This window comes from Hoylesella timonensis 4401737 = DSM 22865 = JCM 15640, assembly GCF_000455445.1.
Taxonomy (GTDB): Bacteria; Bacteroidota; Bacteroidia; order Bacteroidales; family Bacteroidaceae; genus Prevotella; species Prevotella timonensis.
Genome location: NZ_HG417090.1, coordinates 166400 through 186134, shown reverse-complemented (window position 1 = coordinate 186134; position 19735 = coordinate 166400). Strand labels below are relative to the sequence as shown.

Below are 19735 nucleotides of genomic sequence, written 5' to 3'. Positions count from 1 at the left end.
TTAAGCTGGTTATTCACACGGGTTAAGCAGACCACGAGCAGGAGATAATTGTGCTGGCATCGGGAAACGCTAATCATAGACAACTGCATTATCAGTTCTAAGTGAAAATTTCCATCAAGCAAGAAATTGATTACGAAGCAAGGAAGTTCTTTAATTTCCATCAGAAACAAACACGCCAAGAATTACACGAAACACGCAAAAAGGTAAGAAACAGTGCAAAATAAAGATAAATTTTGTATTTTTGCAAAACGATTGAATATGTTACAACTACAACGTCACAATATGAAAAAGTTACTATTGACATGGATTTCTCTCCTACTGGTAAGTCTGTCTTGGGCTGCCAAAGCGTGGAAAATGCCGCTAACGGTCACGCAACCCGACGGTAGCGTGTTACAAGCCTACCAACATGGAGATGAACATTTTAACTGGTACACCGACAAAGACGGTGTCATACTGATTCGCAAAGCCGACATCTTTTATATTGCGCATATCGACCGATATGGGAAAATATCATCGTCAAACCTCTTGGCGCATGAGAAATCGCAACGACAAGACGCTGAAAAGAGAGCGGTGGCAGCGCAAAACAGAAACCTGTTTTTTGAAAGAGCACAACAACAGATAGAAACTCGTGCCATGCGTCGCGAACCTGTACAGGTGAACAGTACTTTTTTCCCACACATGGGTTCGCCCAAAGCCATTGTCATTTTGGCTCAATACAATGACACCCCATTTACACTTACCAATCCTCGCCAATCGTTTCAACAGTTTCTCAATGGCGAAGGAGAACCTGTTGACTACGAACACAGTAAAGGTAGAAATGCATCGAGCGTGAAGCAATATTTCAAGGACATGAGCTTTGGTAAGTTTATACCACAATTTGACGTCTATGGTCCTGTGACACTTCCGCACGAACTTGCATATTATGGAGGAACAGATCCCAACGGTGGCGGCGAAAAATTCAGTGAACTGATTACTGATGCCTGCCGACTGATGGACGATTCGCTTAATTTTGCCAACTATGATGCCAATGGCGACGGCTATGCCGATTTGGTGTATGTTGTCTATTCAGGCTATGGACAGAACATGGGTGCCCCCGACAACACCATGTGGCCCAAAGCAGGAACGATTTACCCCTGCCCCTCCTTTGACGGAAAAAAGATATGTAGGGCAGGTATCAGCAACGAACTGATTGGCAACCCTAAAACTCCTAAGAAAAAAATGATATCAGGCATCGGACTCTTTTGTCATGAATTCAGTCACTGTATGGGGCTTCCCGATTTCTATCCTACATTGGCGAGTGCCCGAGGGGACAACCAAGGAATGGAGGCATGGAGCCTCATGGACGATGGCGAATATACCGCCAATGGCTGGTGGCCTACTGCCTATACGGCTTGGGAACGCGAAGCCATGGGCTGGATGACGATTGATAATTTGACCACTGCGCAGCAAATTGAATTGCAAACCATTGATAACAAGGGCAAAGCCTATCGCATTTACAATGATAACGATCCGAGCACAAAAGATTATTACATTGTTCAGAACATTCAAGCCGAGCGTTGGAATGCAGGCTTGAAGAGTCATGGACTGTTGATGTATCATGTAAATTACGAGGCTACAGCATTTATATTATCATCAAACAGCGTGAACAATGTGAAAGGCAAGCCTCGCATGACAGTAATTCCTGCTGATGGATTGCTGTATAGCTCGTACAATTGGGACAGAAATAGAGATAAATACAAAGAAGATTTAAAAGGCGACCTCTTTCCCGGGACGAAGAATGTAACAGAACTCACAGATGCGAAAAAATTGCCCAACTATGCACCATGGACAGGGGGGACGCTTGATAAGCCCATTTATAACATTTCGGAAAGAGATGGCAAGATATATTTTGATTTTCTTCGAAAAGATTTCACCAGTGGCATTGAACAAGCTACGTACAAAGACCGACCTGTCGATGAGCGCATCTACACACTGGACGGTCGTTATGTAGGAACCGATGACAGGGTATTAGAGAAAGGTATCTATATCAGAAATCACAAGAAGTTTGTCAAACCTTAAAGGCAGGTTCTATAAATTACCACCGCACATAGTCATCAAATGTTTATGAAATACGTTTTGTTATCTTTTGGCTTCTTTTTGGTTCAAAATGTAAGTTCGTTCAGTCGTGTAGCTCGCTACACTCCTTCACTCTCTTGCATTTTGACCTCAAAAATAAGCTCAAAATCTAACAAAGCTAATTTATAGAACCAGCCTAAAACGAACAAATCCAACCAAAGATTTTGGTTGGATTTGTTCGTTTAGAGACTGCTATGGGCTGCGCTCAATCAAAAGGAGAAGAGGGATAGCACGCTAAACTCGCTCACCAAAGATAGCCGACCCCACTCTCACCATGGTTGATCCACACTCCACAGCGATGCGGTAATCATGGCTCATCCCCCAACTGCGTTCCTTGAAATAAGGCGCATCGGCAAAATATTGTGACTTCACTTCATCGAAAAAACGGCTCGCCAAAGTCATCTCTTCCCGTATTTGCTCCTCGTCATCAACATTGGACGCCATCATCATCAAGCCACAGATGCGCACATGATCCAAACTCCGCCATTGTCCTTGTGCTAACCATTGGCGGCAATCGGACAAGGAGAATCCGTATTTTGTAGCTTCCTCCGCAATGTGCAACTCAAGCAGCACATCAATGACACGATGATTGCGCGCCGCCTGCTTCTCGATTTCAAGCAAGAGTTTCTCTGAGTCAACAGCCTCAATCATCGTGATATAAGGAGCTATCAATCGAACTTTGTTGGTTTGCAGATGTCCTATGAAATGCCACTGAATATCTTTGGGCAGCATTTCCACCTTTCTACTTAGCTCTTGTTCTCTGCTCTCTCCAAACACACGCTGCCCATAAGCATAAGCCTCGGCAATGCTCTCGGCAGGATGATACTTGCTAATTGCCACCAACTTTACATGAGCAGGCAATTGCTGTTGAATGTTTTGTAAATTTTGAACTACGTTGACCATGATATTGACTGTTAGTGTAAGAAGAAATAAGGTGAGTGGTTGCTAAGTGAAGGCTGGTTCTATAAATTAGCTTTGTTAGATTTTGAGCTTATTTTTGAGGTCAAAATGCAAGAGAGTGAAGGAGTGTAGCGAGCTACACGACTGAACGAACTTACATTTTGAACCAAAAAGAAGCCAAAAGATAACAAAACGTATTTCATAAAAATTTAATGACTAAATGCGGTGGTAATTTATAGAACCAGCCTGAAGTGAAGCGGCATTCCGTTATTTGGTAGCGTCTGCCGAATCCATTTCGGGTCGATCATCAGCTTTCGGTTTCAGTTCATGTTCGAAAACATCCATGATTTTTGTCTCCGCAATATTCGCTACTGTGAAATCAAGTACACTGGTAGAAAACACTTCCTCGATGTTCTTCAATGCACCAGCCACCGAACCGGCTTGCACCAAGTAATTAACGGCAGTGCGCTTTTCCTTGCCTTTTTCTTCATCAATGGTGATGAACATCAGTTTTGCCTTATACCATTTGTCATCATTCTCTCCGTCACTGAAAAAGATTTCTCCGTAGGTGGCAGGCGTAATATTCTTGATAACGAACTCGCCACTCGAAAAGGAAGACATCTCCTGTGTGATTGCTTTTTCTGCTTCACCAAACGTAAAGGCGTCTATGACATACATTTCTCGCACTTTGGTAAAAAGTCCGTCCTCTCCTTGTCGTTCATATTGCACACTTGTCTCAAACCAATTGGCATTTCTTGTTCTCATGTTGTTCTTTTTTTTTAGTAATTATGAATGCAAAAGTACAAAAAAATAATAGACCTGCAAGTTTTGCGCAATCAATATATTTGCTACCTTTGCAGGAAGACAGGACAGACTTCAGCAACCCGTAGTCTACCCTCTCGGTGCAGAAACGAACAAAGAAACGAACGAACAACGTTGCCGAAATTACGAAATATGAACTTACCACTCTTTTTATCCAAACGCATTTACCAAGAACAAGGAGACAAACAAAAGGTGTCCAAACCTGCTATTCGCATTGCAACTATCGGTGTGGGCATCGGTTTGGCGGTCATGCTGATATCCGTATGCGTTGTCTTTGGGTTCAAACATGCCGTGAGCAACAAGGTCATTGGGTTTGGAAGTCACATCCAAGTGGCAAACTTCATGACGCTGCAAACCTCTGAATCTTATCCCATCCAAATGGGCGACTCGATGATTCAGGTGCTGAAAAAATGTCCGGGAGTAGACCATGTACAGCGATTTGCAAACAAACAAGGAGTTCTCAAGACCGACTCAGACTTCTTAGGCGTTGTCTTCAAAGGCGTAGGACCCGATTTTGATTCTACCTTCATCAAGCACAATTTAATAGAAGGTCACATCCCAGCATTCTCAGACAAGAAGAGTAGCAACCAAATTTTATTGTCAAAATCCATGGCACAAAAGCTGCAACTCAAATTAGGCAATCGTATTTTCGCCTATTTTATCGATGACCATGGTGTACGTGTCCGACGATTTAAGATTGCAGGCATCTATCAAACCAACCTTGCCCAATACGATGATGTGACTTGTTACATTGATTTGTACACCGCTGTGAAGCTCAATGGGTGGGAAACAGATCAGGTCACAGGAGCAGAAATAACGGTCAAGGATTTCCAACAGGTGGACATGACGGCGAACTATCTTATTCAACACGTCAATCGCTCCGTCGATCAATATGGCGAAACCTATTCCTCAAAAACCATTCGAGATATTAGTCCGCAAATCTTTTCATGGCTTGATTTGCTCGATCTCAATGTTTGGATTATATTAGCCCTCATGTTGGCAGTGGCTGCCATTACGATGATTTCAGGCTTGCTCATCATCATTCTTGAAAGAGTACAGATGATTGGGGTGCTCAAAGCCATGGGAGCGCGCAACAATATGATAAGGCGCACCTTCCTATGGTTTGCCGCTTTCATCATTGGACGAGGCATGATTTTAGGCAATCTCATTGGCTTAGGACTCGTTGCATTACAGCATTATACAGGTTTGGTGAAGCTTGACCCCGAAGTATATTATGTGAATACGGTTCCAGTAGAAATTAATGTTTGGATAATTCTGCTCCTCAACCTCGGCACTTTGGTCATCAGTCTGCTGGTGTTGATAGCACCCAGTCAGCTTATCTCACACATCCACCCTGCCAAATCAATGAGATACGAATAAAGGAACCGTATTTTATCAACTTCATGTACAGCGCATAAAACACAGTACATCACTCTTTTGAAAGCCAAAAAATAGTGATGAAGGCACTCGTTCGTTCATAAAATCACCATTTAGCTGCAAAATATGCACATTATATTTGCTAATGTGCAAAGAACATCTTAACTTTGCACACAAATAGAACAAATGTGCAAGAACCGGACTGTGTTACTTCACATTATAATATTACGAACATGAACGAACTAACAAAGAGCCAAAAGCATACAGCAAACGGGATAGAAATATCGAGTTTTAACGCGCTCATTGAAAAGAGTATCAAAGACCATTGGACGCTTGATGCGCTGACAGATTATCAAGGTGCTACATTGCAGTATCACGATGTAGCGCGAAAGATAGAAAAGCTACACATCCTGTTTGAAAATAGTGGTGTGGAAAAGGGAGATAAAATTGCGCTATGCGGTCGTAATAGTTCTGCATGGGCATGCGCATTCTTAGCAACTTTGACGTACGGAGCAGTGGCTGTTCCTATTCTGCACGAGTTTACAGCAGAACAAATTCACAACATTGTGAATCATAGCGAAGCCAAACTGTTGTTTGTTGGCGATGTGGTAGCCACGGTCATCGATGCAACTCAGATGCCCGACTTAGAGGGTATCATCTATCTTCCAGACTACTCATTGGTGGTGTCCAGAACAGAGAAATTAACTTATGCACGTGAACATCTCAACGAGATGTTTGGAAAAAAATATCCAAAGTATTTCCGTCAAGAACATGTAAAATACTATATTGAAAAAGATCCTGATGAGCTGGCGCTTATCAACTATACCAGTGGCACAACTGGCTACTCAAAAGGAGTCATGCTCCCCTATCGTGCACTGTGGGGAAACATTGCCTTTGCTTTCCATAACTTGAAAGACAAGATACACGCAGAAGATCATGTGATGAGCATTCTCCCTATGGCTCACATGTACGGAATGGCGTTTGAGTTCCTATACGAGTTTTTGTCAGGCTGCCATATTTTCTACTTAACTCGCTTACCGAGTCCAGCCATCATTGCCAAGGCATTTGCAGACATCAAGCCGTCACTCATCATTGCAGTGCCATTAGTGATAGAGAAGATTATCAGAAAGCGCGTCTATCCAAAGATTGAGAGCAACAATATGCTGAAACTACTGCTCAATATGCCTGTTATCAATAAAAAGGTAGAAGAGAAGATATGCCAAGAAGTTTATCAAGCCTTTGGCGGTAATCTATATCAGATTATTATCGGAGGGGCTGCGCTCAATCAAGATGTGGAGAAATTCTTGCATCGCATCGGTTTTCCTTATACAGTAGGATACGGCGCAACAGAATGTGCACCCATCATTTCTTATTCGGATTGGAAGACTTTCGAGCCAGGAAGTTGTGGAAAACCTGCCTATCTCATGGAGGTGAAAATTGACAGTTCCGACCCTGAAAACGTTGCAGGAGAAATATTAGCCAAAGGACCAAATGTGATGTTGGGCTATTATAAGGATGAAGAGGCGACAAAACAAGCCATTGATCAAGACGGCTGGTACCATACAGGCGATTTGGGAACGATGGATAGTGAAGGGAATATCTTTATCAAAGGTCGCTCCAAAAACATGCTTCTCGGTGCCAGTGGACAGAATATTTACCCCGAAGAAATAGAAGATAAGCTTAACTCTCTGCCATTGGTGAGCGAGAGTGTGGTACTTCAGGATGGTGACAAACTTGTTGGACTCGTCTATCCAGACTTTGATGAAGCGAAAACACTTGGACTTGACCATGAAGATTTGGAAAAAATCATGGAGCAAAATAGGCAAGAGCTCAATAAGTTGATACCCGCGTACAGTAAGCTTTCTGCCATTAAAATTCACGAAACAGAGTTTGAAAAGACGCCTAAAAGGAGTATTAAGCGTTATCTGTATCAATCGAAAATATAAGGGAGTGGAGCGCAAAAGCAAGACTTCCTCGACACTCGCATTCCCTTCAAAAAACAATCATTAAAAAAGTCTTCACGCACATGGTGAAGACTTTTTTATTGGGTCGCTATTCGAAGATTCGTTCAACGAATATTCAAGGATGATTCTACCACCTGTTTACTTGGTAGCTTTCCACAGTCCGTGCAAGTTGCAATACTCACGAGCTGTTACATTCTTAGCACAGGTCTTAAATTCTGCTACTGGTTTTTCGCCCGGTTTCAAGAACTTTCTTAACACACCATTCTCGGTAATCAAATCAATCCACTGAATGTAATGTTCCTCTGCCATGGGATGTTCCACTTCACCTACAGTTACACGGTAACCACAGTCAGTCTTTTCAATCACAGGAACATGCTTTTCAGTAGCAGCGTCAGTTGTATTTTCTGTCAACAACTCCATGGGCTTACCACAGCAGCTTAATGTTCCTGTACTTGCATTCACTACCTCAACGATGTTTCCACAAACGGAACATCTGTAAATTTGTTTTGTTTTTGTCATAATATCGTATTCTATAATGTTGTTAACGCAAAGATAATCATTTTACAACAAAAACGCAATCTTAAACTTGTAAAAAATCTAAATTTTAGACGAATGATTGTCTCAGCATTCATGTTTCCACCGCTATCTCATTCTAATCGTTATGTTTTTTGGTGAGAACATGAGACGTTTTTGTCCTGTTGTTTTACCAAAAAACGGTCAATGAAAATCTGTGAAATAGAAAATTTTAATAGGCAAACGCTCAACAAAATTATGCCGATTTGAACAAAAAAAACGTCTGTTCGGGTTGGAACATTGACTTAACGAGCTTGGAAACACCATTTAAGGGCGTTAAAGACATGACATAACCGGCTTAAAGCATGCAAATAGCAGGCTTATCTCAATGGGATAGCTGGAAAGAAAGGTGGAAAAAGGGAAGATAAAGAAGTGCTTGAGCCGTAACGCTTTCAATAACAAACGGTTACGAACATCGCTCAAAACTCGCGTATTTGCGACCCACTGTGACGTTGGTTGCTGGAATGCGAGTTATGAGAGGCTCTTTGTAAAGAAAATTCAGCATTGATGACGCTCACCTGCAGCGTTTCACCCATAGTGCTTACACTGCTTGTTGGGTGTGCTTTCGCTGCAAAAATATCAGCCTACGATGAAAGCGTCAGGTGCAAAATGTTTATGGGTAAGATTGCGCTTGACGATGAGTAGCCCAAAAACTCCTACCGCCTAAGAAGCATCATCCATGCCCCTACCCTTCGAAGTCCTGTCGCTTGTTAGACCGGATTATCCTCTGGACGCTCCGAAAAGAGCTGATCGGTCGAAATCATTTCATCTTGATCAAACCATTGTGCCATCTTCGATTGGGCTTTCTTCTTGACATCATCCGAGACATCAACCCATACTCGTTTCAAGACATAAATCAAGACTGCCAAGTCGTCACTGAGTCCAGCAATTGGAATGGCATCTGGCACCACATCGAGGGGACTAATCAGATAGCCTAATGCACCGATAATCATTGCTTTGTCTTTGACAGACACCTGATCACTCTCAAGGGTATAATACAACACAAGAGCGGCATACACCAACTTAGCTCCAGCTCGCTTAGCAATGCTTGCTATCTTATCGATAAATCCTGTCTTTGAGAATTTGTCCGTGTATTTGATAAAATCTGGTAATTTAGTTTCCATTTTCTTTTATTGTTGTTATCGTTATCTATCTTATTGCTTATTCCGATTGCTTTGCTTTCATTTCTTGGACAAGCAAGGTTCAATGGTGCCTTATTGCAGGGCAACCTCATCGTCCTCTGGAATTAAATCCCTAACGGGAATATTTCGTAATTCATCTAAGTATTTCTTTCGAAGATCGAACACACCTTTCCATTGAGGAGTTTCCAAATGGTCGTGCAAATCCAAGTCAAGATGCCAAGCCCCCAACGCCTCTAAGCGGTCGACTAAAGTCCCCACCGTCAGATGATCCAACACTTCGGCAGGTTGATAAATCAACTCTCCCTCCGCACTGTCGCCATCATAGCTTGAATTGATAAGGTGAACTACGGTCATATCGTACAACAAATCGTTAGTAATGCGAATAGGAATGTTGGTTTCTAACTTCAATTCGAGGGCTGTATAGGGTTTCTTTCCTTCAATGAATCGTTTACAAATCTTACCCAAAAGCACCCCACTCAGCAAGAGACGGTAACGATGACTCAGTTCGGCAGGGTTGGTCATGAAGGCTAAATCCTCTAAATTTTGATTGGTATAGCACAATTGTGCGCCAAACAAACATATCGTCCATGATATTTGCATCCACAACATAAAAAGCGGTAAGGCAGCAAAAGTACCGTAAATAGCATTATAACTGGACAGCAACATTTGCCCGTGGATATAGAACAATTGCAGGAACTGCATCGCAACACCTGCCAAGATGCCAGGTGCCAAAGCCGCAGAAAACTTCACTTTAGTATTCGGCATAAAGATGTATAAGCCGACAAATACGCAGGAGATAATCACAAACGGCATCAGGTTGATTGCTATCTGCAAAATAGGAGCAAGCAGCATATAACTGGACGCCCTGTCTACAAAGGTGGTCATGAAAATAGAAATACCCGAAATGAGCACAATCATGATGGGCATCATGAAGACCATTGCCAAGTAATCGGTCACTGTACGAAAGAGTCCACGCTCCTGTTTTACCTGCCAAATGCTGTTGAAAGTTTGCTCTATCGTTCGCGTAAGCCTGAGTACAGTCCACAGCATGAATAACAATCCCACACCGAGTATCACACCGCTATGGGTATGTATCAAGTAAGAATTGACAAAGCGGATAATGATGTCAGCCGCCTGTTCTTGTCCCGACAACGCTTGTCTAAACCACTCTTCGATGTACTTGGAGAACCCAAATCCTCTGGCGATGGCAAACACAACAGCGCAGATAGGAACGATTGCCAACAAGGTGGAATAGGTCAGAGCCGCTGCATAATCGCTCGTTCCCTTGGTAAAGAAGAAGGTAATGGCTAAATACAGTTTTTTGAGAATACTCACCAGCAGATATTTCGGTTTAGAAACGTCGTCTGACTTCAGTCGCCACATATCAATGGTTAGAAAGTTCTTCAATTTTTGTAAGGATTGATTCATTGAAGTGTGAGTTTATTAGTGAGGTGGGCAGGGGCTTGATAAGCCGCCTTTCGCCACGTTATATACCGTGTTTGCCGCATGAGCATTTCCAACAGGGGCGTCTCTCGCCGATACTGATAGGAGGACAACATCCACCCGACCGCTCAAACTACGTCCGCACGCTGTGGTATCCAAATGAACAAAAAAAATCAAGTGCTCCTATAAGCCGGGTTCTGTCACCAAGTTCGCACTGGTGCTCCACCATTTATCTACATTGAAGGTCACCCTCCAACTCCAGCATTCTACCCTCCATTGCCACAAGCGGTCTACTGTAGCATGACGCTCCCAGTCTACCGAGTGTTCGAGCGGACAACTCTCCGTCAATGGTTTACGCGAATTTGCAACCTCCAGATGGCACAGCCTAACGATCGCCCGTTAGCTGGTGGTCTCTTACACCACCTTCTCACCCTTACTCCCTGTTACCAGTGAGCGGTTATTTTCTTCTACCGACACCTACTGTCACCAATAGCTTCTACTTTCAGAAGTGGAGTGTCCTGTGTTGCCCGGACTTTCCTCTCGTATCAGTCGATACCAGCGGCAGAGCCAGAGCACTTGTTTTTATGGGAGCAAAGATAACAAAAAAATTGCGAACCATAAAACAAATCCATACAATTCCATAGAACCGCTGCAACCAGTAAATTCTGTAAAAAAGAGCAATGCAGTACTTAAGAGCCGTTAAGGAGCGAAACGCAAATGTTAAATTGGGATAAAGATATAAGACATTTTGGCATATTCATCGCATTAGACATTAAATTTGCATGCAAAGAAACAAAACGAAGAGAATGGTAGCCATTGTGCTTACATTTTCTAACGAAATATTACAAAACATTTTTTAATTATAAATTACATGAAAAAGTATTCAAGTTATTTGCTCACAGCCATGTGTGTTATCGCATTAGCTTTTTCGGCTGGCTCGTTTATCAAGGTAAATGCGGCTGGCGATCAGGCTCCTATTGCAGGACAACCCGTTGATTTAACTTACGCTTCAGAAAAGGCACTGCCTGCTGTTGTGCATATTAAATATGTGCAGAATGGGAAGACCGTTGAAGTGCAACAACGCAATCCGTTCTCCGACTTCTTTGGATTCCCCTTTGGAGACATCTTTGGTGAGGGTGGTTCTCAAAAACGACAAATGCAGACTCCACCGAAGAGAGCTACAGGCTCTGGCGTTATTATCTCGAGCGATGGGTACATCGTTACCAACAATCACGTTGTTGAAGGAGCAGATGAGTTGACAGTGACCTTGAGTGACAACCGAGAATTTTCGGCTCGCATCATAGGAACAGACAAAATGACAGACTTAGCACTCATCAAAATAGAAGGTAAGAACCTGCCAACTCTCGCCATCGGGAACTCGGACAACCTAAAGGTGGGCGAATGGGTCATCGCTATTGGCAACCCCTTTGGATTGAACAACACGGTGACAGCTGGTATTGTGAGTGCCAAAGCACGTTCGCTCTATGCCAACGGTGTAGAGAGCTTCATCCAGACCGACGCTGCTATTAACCAAGGAAACTCAGGAGGTGCGCTCGTGAATGCACAAGGCGAACTGGTAGGCATCAATGCCATGCTTTACTCGCAAACAGGTTCGTATGCTGGTTATGGCTTTGCTATCCCTACCAGTATTATGAGTAAGGTGGTAGAAGATTTGAAGAAATATGGCAATGTACAGCGTGCCATGTTAGGCATTCAAGGACAAGATGTGCTCAACTACATCAACGTAGAAAAGGACAAAGGCAAGGATGTGGACTTAGGAACTAACTCTGGTGTGTATGTTGCAAAGGTAGAAGAAGATGGTGCTGGTGCTGCCGCAGGCTTGAAAGAGGGCGATGTCATTACGCATATCGATGGAAAGAGAGTAACAAAAATGGCAGAACTGCAAGAAATGATTAACAGCAAGCGTCCGGGCGACAAGATGTCGATTACTTTCTTACATCGTAAGAATAAGGTAAATAAGACTGTTACCTTAAAGAATGCACAAGGAAACACCAACATTGTGAAAGTTGCTGACTTGGATGTGTTAGGCGGAAATTACCGTGAAATTACACAGAGTCAGAAAGAGCAACTGCGCATTAGCTACGGATTAGAGGTGATGAAGGTGAGCAACGGACCACTGAAAGAGGTTGGTATCGCAAAGGGATTCATTATCCAAGATGTGAACGACACACCAATGAAATCGTTAAGCGACTTGCAGCTTGCAGTAAAGAAAGCCTCCACCAGTAAGGACCCCGTACTTTACATCAAAGGTATTTGGCCTTCAGGAAAGAGAGATTACTTCGCTGTCATGGTGAACGAGTAGTTTCACCAAATCGAGATCAGCGAATTATACGATAGATTAAATTAAACAGTACCGCTGATGTTTACACAAATAGTTGGTAAACATCAGCGGTTTTATTTTGAAGTTCAACAGTCGTTGTAAGTGAAAACGACAAATAGAGAGGTTGAGCATGACTATTCACACCACGGAGTAGGAAAAGTTTTTATCCAACCATAAAAGATAAAAACGATAAACTTACCCTTATATCCTTATTTCCTTTAAGATGGCAGCCATTTTCTCTTTTGTCTTAATGGTTGTCGGCACCAAAGGCAAACGCAGCACATTCTCTATCAATCCCATATCACTCAACAGGGCTTTCACACCAGCTGGGTTGCCATCTACAAACAAGAGGCTGTAGAGTTCGGTAAACATGTGGTGTATCTTGCGAGCTGGTTCGTACTCTCCTTGAAACTCAAGTCGTATCATCCGAGAGAACTCTTTTGGCAAAGCGTTACCGATGACCGATATTACACCAGCCGCACCACTGGCTATCATTGAAAAGGTAAGGGCATCATCACCACTGATAACATCAAATCTCTCGGGCTTTCCTTTGATCATTTCATCCACATGCTCCAAGCTACCAGATGCTTCTTTAATTCCAACAATGTTTTCACATTCCCACGCCAATCGAAGCGTTGTTTCCGCACTCATATTCACTCCCGTTCGTCCTGGCACATTATACATCACGATAGGCAGCGGACTGGCTTGGGAAATGGCTTTGAAGTGCTGGTACAAGCCCTCTTGTGAAGGCTTATTATAATAGGGACAAATGCTCAAGATACCATCAATTCCACTCCAATCTGTTGATTGCATCTCTGCTATCACAGCGGCGGTGTTGTTTCCTCCACAATATTTGAGTATCGGAACTCTACCTTGATTGACGTCTTTCACCAACGATGTGATGGCATCCTTTTCGTCACAACTTAAACAAGGCGTTTCTCCCGTCGTTGCAAGGATACAAAGAAAGTCGGCTCCACTCTCCAATTGATATTTCACCAATCGTTCTAATGCATGATAATCCACCGCTCCACTCTGTGTAAAAGGAGTGACAACGGCAATGCCCAATCCTTTGAATTGATGATATTTCATACTGTGTTTGTCTTTAATGATATTGCAAATATAATGTTTTAATGTGATAATCAAGCAATGAAAGCACAAAAGTGTGCACTTTCCCTTTTCTTTTCTGCAATGCCCATGGTTGTTCTTTGTGAAAATGCTTTCATGGAGGGAAGCCGCTTATCGCCACACGGAGGACTCAAAATGATGATGAATGACAAGGAGCAGCCGTACACACAATCATAAGCACTTCGGTGGTTTCATCCGTTACACGGCACCAATTAGCCGTTCGTTGATTGACTACCCACACGATGTGGTCATGGGCATCGGTCAACACCAACTGCATACGTTTGTCGAAAACCGACATCTTTCGATTGGTCATGTAGTCGCTCAACAGTTGTGAACCTTTCATACCGAACGGCTGAAAGCGGTCTGCCGAACGAACGGGGCGAAGGCACAGGGGAAATGCTACATGGTGACTATCGACAAAGGCACAACAGGGGTCTTTGAGGTCAGCGACACTTAAGTTGGGTTGTTCCTGCGAAATCGTCAACTGCCATTTGTCATCATAGCGGTAATTGCCTATCTGTGGCATGCTCAACACGGTCGAGGGGAATGCCGAACGGGCAGCAATAAGCAGCCGTTTGCGGTCTAACAAGAGTTCGTGTGTGGACGATTGCCATTGCTTTCCACTTTCGCCATGGAGGTTTTGCCAAATCTGTTCCACCTGTACAGAGCTGAAATGAAAGTCTTTTAACAGATACCACAAGATATATTCGTGCGTCAGCTCGGCAACAGGAAACCAACGATAACCCTCTGACGGCTGCCAACGTACCTGCTGCGACAAATATTTATCGAAGATGTCGGCTATGTCCGATAACCGTTGTGCCGCTTTCAAGATGTTGACTTGTGCGGCAGGATTGATTCGCTCCAATTGTGGGATGACCTGTAATCGCATTTGATTGCGTTGCACATCGGCAATAAAATTGGTGCTATCGGTCACATAGTTTTGTTGAATGGATTGGAGGTAATCTATGATTTTCAAGCGATTAACGCAGAGAAGTGGACGGACAATGATTCCTTTCTTTGGTGAGATGCCCGTCAATCCATGAATCCCTGTCGACCGAACCAAATTGAGCAATATCGTTTCCACACTGTCCTCGCTGTGATGCCCCACGCACACAGCAGCAGCATGGCGAACCTCTACCATTTTTCGGAAATACGAATAGCGCAAGTCTCGAGCAGCCATTTCTATGCTCACCCCGTGAGATTGAGCATAAGTCTTGGTGTCGAAGTGAGTGGAATGGAAAGGTATTTGCAACTGGGCGCATAGGTCTTGACAAAACGATAAATCCCTGTCCGCCTCTTCTGCACGCAGATGAAAATGGCAATGCACCGCCTCCAATCGATAACCCAAGCTCTGTAAACATCGAAGCAAGCACACACTATCTGCCCCACCCGATAGAGCAACGAGGTAAAGCTCCTCCTTATTTAATAATGACAAGGAAGAGATGTACTGCTCAATATGTCGCTCAAAGTCGTTCACCACAGATGGTTGGTCAATTTGTAACGAAGAGAAGGGCACGCACCCCAATCACTTCGCTACTCTACATATAGCACCAGTCCCTTGAGATACTCACCCTCAGGATGATAAATGTTCACAGGATGGTCGGCAGGCTGGTGGAGTTGATGCAAAATCCGTACATTCCTGCCTGCCTGTGCAGCCGCTGTAAACACGGCATTACGGAAGTTGTCCTTGGTAACTACTTGCGAACAACTGAACGTGAACAAGATACCACCGGGCTTAATGCGTTCAAATCCTTTCAGATTGAGACGAGTGTAACCCTTTAGGGCATTGCGCAAGGCCCCCCGATGTTTGGCAAAAGCGGGCGGATCCAATACCATTAAATCGTATTGCGCATCATGACTGTCTAAGAATTTGAAAGCATCGTCGCAAAAAGAAGCATGACGCTCGTCATTTGGGAAATTCATTTGAATGTTCGCATTGGTTAACTCAATGGCTTTGGCACTACTGTCTACGGAGTGTACTAATTTAGCTCCGCCTCGCATGGCATACACAGAAAAACCACCAGTGTAGCAAAACATATTAAGAACCGAGCGACCTTGCGCATATTTTTCAAGCAAGCAACGATTCTCTCGTTGGTCGATGAAAAAGCCAGTCTTCTGCCCTTTCAGCCAATCCACATGGAATTTTAATCCGTTTTCAAGGGCAACATCATCTTTACTGGCACCTAACAAGAACTCATTTTCTTGTCCCAAATCGGCTTTATAAGGTAGTGTAGTTTCACTTTTGTAATACACACTTTCTATTCGGTTGCCCATTACCTGCTTTAAGGCTTCGCATATCTCATGCCGCTGTCGATGCATTCCCACGCTATGGGCTTGCATCACGGCTGTCGTGCCATAGCAGTCGATAATCAATCCCGGTAGGTTATCGCCCTCTCCATGCACCAATCGGAAGGTATTGTTATCAGAAAGGTCAGCAAGTCCAATGGCTCTCCGCATGTCGAATGCGGACTGAAGACGAGAGACCCAAAATGAGAGCGAGATTTCTGTGTCACTAAACGACAACACTCGTACCGCTATGGAGCCTATTTGGTAATGCCCCAAGGCGATGAAACGCTTGTCGTACGTGTAAACCTTCACGACTTCACCCTCTTCAATGTCATCATCTTTTTTTAGGATAGCACCCGAAAATATCCAAGGATGAAACCGATTGAGAGACTCCTCTTTACCTTTCTTTAGTTGAATTGTTTTGCTAATCATTCTTTACTTCATTATTCTTAGGTTCTTCCTCCACCTCCACTAACTGGTAATCCCCACTCACTTTAAGACGCATGATTTCCTCATACAGCTGAATACACGCCCAAGCATCGGTGGCAGCATATTGCTTTTGCTTTTCTGATAGCGTTTCATTGTTCCAATTTGTGAGTCGTTGACGCTTACTAATCTTTTGCTTAAAAATGTTTGCATACAACTTTTGCAAGCTTAAATCTTTAATTCCTAAATCTCCGATAATGTCTTGTAAATCAATAAAGTTACCTTTCTTAAAGTCAGATCGTTTATGGAGAGCCAAGAGATCATCATGCCAAGATAAACCAATCATCTTGGTTTCTGTATTTTCCAACAATCGTTTGATGGATGGAGTGATGCCTAAAATATTCAATCGGAACAGAAAACAGGTGTCATGCGTAGCCACTTGAAGCAGAGAGACCTTATAAGATTGTCCCTTTCTAAACACGGGACGCGTCTCTGTATCAACGCCCAAAATGCTTTGCTTGAGAAGAAAATCAACCGCTTTTTCTGCCTTTTTCTCTGAGGTGATGACTATGATTCGACCCGTAAATAAAACTTGTGGAAGTTCGTGGATAGCTTCTTTGTTAAATTTACTATAAAGTATTCGCATCATAGTTCGTTATTTTTATGTTTTGCAAAAATAGAAAAAAGTTCTGAAAACATAAAGGATTCTGACATTTTTACACTATTTTTGCAATCAAATCACAGGACATAATATGGGCGTGAAAAGAAAGAAGCCTGAACGCAAGCCTAAAAATGTAGGAGAAGCTGTTGGCTTTCAAAATATATTGAGTAACGAGAAGACGGACTTCCTCTTAGGAGTTATTTTATTAGTCATTGCAATATACGTCATTATTGCAATGGTTTCTTATTTTTCTACGGGTCAAGCAGATCAGAGTATTCTTGAAGATTTGCGCCCCAGAGAATGGATGAATGCCGACCAATCCTTTGCAAATTACTGCGGAAGTATCGGGGCTATCATCGCTTATTCGCTCATCACGCTCAATTTTGGCATCCCTTCATTCCTCATCCCAGCATTTTTCATTTTGGTTGGCTTGAAGCTCATGAAAGCATATCACATCAACCTTTGGAAATGGTTCTTTGGGTGTACCGTTGTAATGATATGGAGTTCTGTCACTTTAGCGAAGTTTGCAACCCCCATCATGGGCGACCAAGTCTTCAATCCTGGCGGCAACCACGGTGTCTTTTGTGTCCAACAATTGGAGAATTTGGTGGGTCCTCCCGGCTTAACAGCGGTCTTGTTGTTAGTGGCACTCATGTTCTTAACCTACCTGAGTGCAGAAACCATAGAAGTCATTAGAAAGGCTTTGAACCCCGTGAAGTATTTGACAAGTAAGATTCCCTTTACAGTGACGAATCTTTCCCACCATAACGAGGCGAAACCTGAAGCGATAGTGGAGCCTGAAGTAGACGCAGAAGAGGAGACCACTCCTTCTGAAGAGCCTGAAGAGGAGGAACAGTCAACAGTGGTAGACCTCACCGATGTGTCCATGCTAAACAAACAAGAAGGCAAAAAAGCACCGAAAACATCGGCAGAATCTTCAAATACTGAGGGAGACAATGACGGCAACTTAACAGTTGAGGTGGCTACAGAAGGAGAAAAAGCAACGGGTAAAACCTTGACCGTAGAAGAGGTGTTGAAGACACCTATCAATCCTAAAGAGCCGTTCTTAAATTACAAATATCCACAATTAGACTTGCTGAAGAAGTACAACGATGAAGACAAACCCCAAGTGGATATGGAGGAAATCAAAGCCAACAATGCTCGCATTGTCGAAGTGCTCAATAGCTTTGGGGTCGCCATTCGTGAGATTAAGGCAACCGTAGGTCCTACTATCACGCTTTACGAAATAACACCAGCCGAAGGTGTACGTATCTCTAAGATTAGAAACCTTGAAGATGACATTGCGCTAAGCTTGGCTGCGTTGGGCATACGTATTATCGCTCCAATTCCAGGCAAGGGTACAATTGGTATTGAAGTGCCGAACAAGAAGCCCACCATTGTGTCTATGGAAAGCATCTTGAATTCCAAGAGATTTCAAGAGTCAAAGATGGAACTGCCTTTAGCCATTGGGAAAACCATTACCAATGAGGTATTCATGGTTGATTTGGCAAAGATTCCGCACCTTTTAGTAGCTGGAGCAACAGGACAAGGTAAATCTGTGGGACTGAATGCTATCATCACTTCACTACTCTACAAAAAACATCCTAATGAGTTGAAGATTGTCCTCATCGACCCTAAGAAAGTAGAATTTAGTGTTTACTCCCGCATTACAGATCACTTCATGGCAACGGCTCCGGGGAATGATGACGAGCCTATCATCACCGATGTAACGAAGGTGGTGAGAACGTTAAATTCACTTTGCACCTTAATGGACTATCGCTACGACATGCTGAAATTAGCTGGAGCACGTAATATCAAAGAATATAACCGTAAATTTGTCAATCATCAGCTCAACTTAACCAAAGGACACGAATACATGCCTTATATCGTTGTCATCATTGATGAGTATGGCGATTTGATTATGACTGCTGGTAGAGAGATTGAAATGCCTATCACGCGTATTGCGCAGTTAGCTCGTGCGGTGGGTATTCACATGATTATTGCGACACAACGTCCTACGGCAAACATCATTACGGGTAATATTAAGGCAAACTTCCCTGGCAGAATGGCATTCAAAGTAAGTGCGATGATTGATTCGCGAACCATTTTAGACAGACCGGGTGCCAACCAATTAGTGGGTCGTGGAGACTTACTCTTCTTAAATGGCAACGAACCTGTCCGTGTTCAGTGTGCGTTTGTAGACACGCCAGAGATAGAAAGAATCAACGAATTTATAGAAAATCAGCCCGGTCCTGTAGAGCCTTTGCAATTGCCAGAGCCTGCCGTTGACGGGAAAACGGGGACTACTGGTGGAGGAAATGACATTCAGAGTCTCGACCCATTCTTTGAAGAAGCTGCCCATGCCATTGTCACTTCTAAGAGTGGCTCCACGAGTATGATTCAAAGACGGTTCTCCATAGGGTACAATCGTGCAGGAAGATTGATGGATCAGTTAGAAGCTGCAGGAATCGTAGGACCAGCACAAGGTAGTAAACCACGCGATGTATTGGTTCAAGATGAAGCGTCTCTGAATGCTATCATCAGTAACATACATGGATAA

Annotated in this window: 14 protein-coding genes and 1 other RNA gene; 5 read left to right on the top strand and 10 right to left on the bottom strand. The window is 43.3% G+C overall.

Annotation, left to right across the window (positions count from 1 at the left end; translation table 11 throughout):
* Positions 1-282: 282 nt before the first annotated feature.
* On the top strand, positions 283-2058 hold the full coding sequence (locus BN35_RS00825; protein ID WP_028901099.1) for a M6 family metalloprotease domain-containing protein: 1776 nt from the start codon (positions 283-285) through the stop codon (positions 2056-2058).
* Between the two features lie 291 nt (positions 2059-2349).
* Here BN35_RS00825 and BN35_RS00820 read toward each other — a convergent pair whose 3' ends face one another.
* On the bottom strand, positions 2350-3018 hold the full coding sequence (locus BN35_RS00820) for a YggS family pyridoxal phosphate-dependent enzyme (RefSeq protein WP_025073250.1): 669 nt from the start codon (positions 3016-3018) through the stop codon (positions 2350-2352).
* 264 nt (positions 3019-3282) lie between these two features.
* A complete protein-coding gene (locus tag BN35_RS00815) occupies positions 3283-3780 on the bottom strand; it encodes a DUF4494 domain-containing protein (RefSeq protein WP_025072384.1) in 498 nt (165 codons plus the stop codon).
* 189 nt (positions 3781-3969) lie between these two features.
* Between BN35_RS00815 and BN35_RS00810 the strand changes: the two genes are divergently transcribed.
* Together BN35_RS00810 and BN35_RS00805 are read left to right on the top strand one after the other, a co-directional pair.
* Positions 3970-5217: an ABC transporter permease gene (locus BN35_RS00810; protein ID WP_028901098.1), complete on the top strand. Its 1248-nt coding sequence runs from the start codon at positions 3970-3972 to the stop codon at positions 5215-5217.
* 230 nt (positions 5218-5447) lie between these two features.
* A complete protein-coding gene (locus tag BN35_RS00805) occupies positions 5448-7160 on the top strand; it encodes an AMP-binding protein (protein ID WP_044071100.1) in 1713 nt (570 codons plus the stop codon).
* A 156-nt stretch (positions 7161-7316) separates the two neighbouring features.
* On the opposite strand, the gene BN35_RS00800 is transcribed toward BN35_RS00805, so the two are convergent.
* The 4 genes from BN35_RS00800 to rnpB form a co-directional block, all read right to left on the bottom strand.
* Positions 7317-7697 (bottom strand): desulfoferrodoxin, encoded by a 381-nt coding sequence (locus tag BN35_RS00800; RefSeq protein ID WP_025072386.1) that lies wholly within the window; start codon positions 7695-7697, stop codon positions 7317-7319.
* A 764-nt stretch (positions 7698-8461) separates the two neighbouring features.
* On the bottom strand, positions 8462-8875 hold the full coding sequence (locus tag BN35_RS00795) for a YkvA family protein (protein ID WP_008122307.1): 414 nt from the start codon (positions 8873-8875) through the stop codon (positions 8462-8464).
* A 90-nt stretch (positions 8876-8965) separates the two neighbouring features.
* On the bottom strand, positions 8966-10321 hold the full coding sequence (locus BN35_RS00790) for a YihY/virulence factor BrkB family protein (protein WP_036893474.1): 1356 nt from the start codon (positions 10319-10321) through the stop codon (positions 8966-8968).
* Between the two features lie 185 nt (positions 10322-10506).
* Positions 10507-10915, bottom strand: an RNA gene (gene rnpB, locus BN35_RS12720) — RNase P RNA component class A.
* Positions 10916-11207: 292 nt separating this feature from the next.
* Here rnpB and BN35_RS00785 point away from each other — a divergent pair.
* Positions 11208-12659 carry a Do family serine endopeptidase gene (locus BN35_RS00785; RefSeq protein ID WP_025072389.1) on the top strand — a complete coding sequence of 484 codons (1452 nt, stop codon included), beginning with the start codon at positions 11208-11210 and terminating at the stop codon, positions 12657-12659.
* Between the two features lie 219 nt (positions 12660-12878).
* On the opposite strand, the gene dapA is transcribed toward BN35_RS00785, so the two are convergent.
* From dapA to BN35_RS00765, 4 genes are all read right to left on the bottom strand, one after another.
* Complete coding sequence (gene dapA / locus BN35_RS00780; RefSeq protein ID WP_028901097.1) at positions 12879-13766, bottom strand: 4-hydroxy-tetrahydrodipicolinate synthase; 888 nt, start codon at positions 13764-13766, stop codon at positions 12879-12881.
* A 166-nt stretch (positions 13767-13932) separates the two neighbouring features.
* Entirely contained in the window at positions 13933-15282 is a 1350-nt protein-coding gene (gene tilS, locus BN35_RS00775) for a tRNA lysidine(34) synthetase TilS (protein WP_234396709.1), read from the bottom strand.
* A gap of 53 nt (positions 15283-15335) precedes the next feature.
* The gene (locus BN35_RS00770; RefSeq protein ID WP_275975243.1) at positions 15336-16520 is read right to left on the bottom strand and encodes a class I SAM-dependent rRNA methyltransferase; all 1185 of its coding nucleotides are present in this window, start codon (positions 16518-16520) and stop codon (positions 15336-15338) included.
* Positions 16513-17163, bottom strand: a complete 651-nt coding sequence (locus tag BN35_RS00765; RefSeq protein WP_025072392.1) for a 3'-5' exonuclease — start codon at positions 17161-17163, stop codon at positions 16513-16515. The genes BN35_RS00770 and BN35_RS00765 overlap by 8 nt, the downstream gene beginning before the upstream one ends.
* A gap of 109 nt (positions 17164-17272) precedes the next feature.
* On the opposite strand from BN35_RS00765, the gene BN35_RS00760 reads away from it, so the two are divergent.
* On the top strand, positions 17273-19735 hold the full coding sequence (locus BN35_RS00760; RefSeq protein WP_025072393.1) for an FtsK/SpoIIIE family DNA translocase: 2463 nt from the start codon (positions 17273-17275) through the stop codon (positions 19733-19735).